Origin of the sequence: Thermogutta sp. (genome assembly GCF_014359955.1) — a bacterium.
Classification (GTDB): Bacteria; Planctomycetota; Planctomycetia; order Pirellulales; family Thermoguttaceae; genus Thermogutta.
This window is the reverse complement of the sequence record NZ_JACIYL010000687.1, coordinates 1-2,416: the sequence shown is the minus strand read 5'-3', so window position 1 is coordinate 2,416 and position 2,416 is coordinate 1. Positions and strand designations below refer to the sequence as shown.

The 2,416-nt window shown below is 57.5% G+C and carries 1 protein-coding gene; it reads right to left on the bottom strand.

Annotation, left to right across the window (positions count from 1 at the left end):
- Nucleotides 1-352 precede the first annotated feature (352 nt).
- Nucleotides 353-2,416 (bottom strand): hypothetical protein (locus H5U08_RS15865; protein ID WP_297035239.1); only part of this gene is annotated, 2,064 nt, incomplete at its 5' end.

Below are 2,416 nucleotides of genomic sequence, written 5' to 3'. Positions count from 1 at the left end.
AATCGTCCACTGGTACCGCCACGGCATATACAACCAGGTGTCCCACCGGGCGGTGAGCATTTTCGGGTCGTGTTTCACCGGCTGAAACTCGGGAGCTGTCGCAATATAGCGGTAGTAGGGATCATCGAGAGGTTCATCGCCTGCTGCGAGGGAACTTATAAACAAAGAAGAAATCGCAGTTATACAGTACAAGACAACATGGAATCTACGGCAGGTCATTGGACTTCCTCAGTGATCTCGGGGGCTGGAACCGTCGAGCGAAATATTCATATAAGAACGGTACTGCCAAACATCACGTGTAACTGCGCGGCGTTTGTACCTGTCGAGCGTGAGGCGTTCCATTGGTCGGTCATCAATAACGAGGGCTGCTGGACGTGCCGGGCGTGCTGGATACCGCTGCCTTGGGCACAGGCCGATAGAGTGGAAGGTGTCGATAATATTCCTCGAGGATCATCAGCGCGAGCGAAGTCGCATAAATTCGACCGCCGCGATTGCCCCAATCCGTTCCCTCGGGGCTCCAACTTCCCTCGCGATGACCGGAGGTTTCCTGAGTATGAATGAGATGTTCGCGCATCCGGTGGTTCCACAGATCCCACTCCTCACCTTCCATATGATGAAGCACCTGGGTCGCGTAGTAGTAATAATAGAGCTGTCCCGCCGATTGAGCTTCTTTCGGGGGCAACTGGGTCATCAATTTGCGACATCCGGCCAGCAGGTGCGGATTGTCCTTCGGCCAGCCCAGATATTGCCGCGTCAAAAGGCCACAGGCCGTCAGGGACATTTTTGGAGGCTGGCCAGGCTGGTAGCAATATTCTGAGAGCTTGTACGGCTCAGGTCCCACGGCGCAGGAGTCCAGGAACCGCGATGCCCGCGATAAGGGCAGGGTGTCGATTCTCAGTCCGGCCAGTTGGCCGCTGCGGATAGCGAGGAATACCCAGCCGACGACAGACATGTCACCTGCTTCACGGAAGCCATAGCGCCAGCCGCCCTCTCGGTGCTGGGCGTTCATGAGATACTTGATGGCCCGCTGGGCCGCAATCTGGATACGTTCATCGCCTGTCAGGCCGTAGGCTTCGCACAGGGCCATGGTAGCAATGGCATGGGCGTAGGTGTTTCCACCCAAATAGCCGTCTTTTTCCGATCTCGGATCGACCGTCTGCACGCGGATAAGGTAGAACAATCCTCGGCGAACGCCGTTTCGATAACGGGCGAGCTCGGGCGGTTCGTCGGGAGAGCTCTCGTGCGTCACGCCTGCCCCCAAAAACGGCAGAAGCGCAAGCCCGGTCGCGCCGGTGTCGCTATCGACGATTTCTTTTTCCTTCTCCGCATCGAGATGACAATCACAGTTGGGGTTGGTTCGTCCATAATTCTTGAGAGACCATCGACCATCCACCTCCTGGTGTGCTGCCAGCCAGCGCAAACCGCGGAGCACGGCCTGCTCAGATTCCGGTGTACCGCCGTACGCATCACACAAAGCGGCCTTGCTCTTGGCCGTCAGTCTGCCACCGAACGATCCCCGTCGGAAAAGCGGCGCGATCTCGGGATCGTAGCCGATTTCTGCGGGAAGAAAACCTTTGTCCAGTTCCTTAGCCACCCTGACCACAATGGCGTCGCGAAAATCCGCCCCACTTCCCCTGGCCTGGACCCACACGGAGCGTACCCGCTCGTGAGCCTGTGGGTTGACAGAAAAATGAAATTTCACGGACGTGGCGCCTGCTGGAACTTCGGACGCGGTAAGGGTGACGCCCTCAGGAAGATTTTCGAAGGTGAACGTGATTGGGCCAGCGTACCCGTTGCGGCGAATCGGTATATCGACGTCACGACTTTCCCCGGGCTTCAAGGTCACGACACGGAAGCAGTCAACCGTAAAGAGGTTTTTGCGGATCACCAGTTTGATCGGGCGAGATGCCGTCCTCGCCCCCGCCGCGAGGACCACCGGAACGGAGAAATCGCCTTCTTTCGCCTGCGGTTCAGCTCTGAGGCGCACGATGGCCTGTCGGTCGCTCTCAGCCACGGTGACCGGTTCGGCGACCACCCCTTCAGGGAGCTGTTCCACACGCAAAGCAAGCGGACCTGTGTAGCCTTTCCGATCCAAATCAACCTGGAAAGAAATTTCTCCTCCAGGTTTCAGATACAATTGCCCTGGCATTTTCCAGTCTGGAAGAGGTGTTTTGGGGACATGGACGGCCACGTTTTGGGAGGCCTTATCATTCCCCAGCGTGGCCCGCACTTCAATCACCGCGGTGAGCTCGTTTTCCCCCAGTGAGGTATCTGCCGTGAGGACGAGTTCGGTTTCGGATTGCCCGTCCGGAATGTCTCCAATTTTTGCCTGAATCCCCTGGGGAAGATTGCCGACCTCCAGTTTGATCGCGCCTGTTCGGCCCTTCCGATCGACCTGAACCTTGCGTGAGACGTT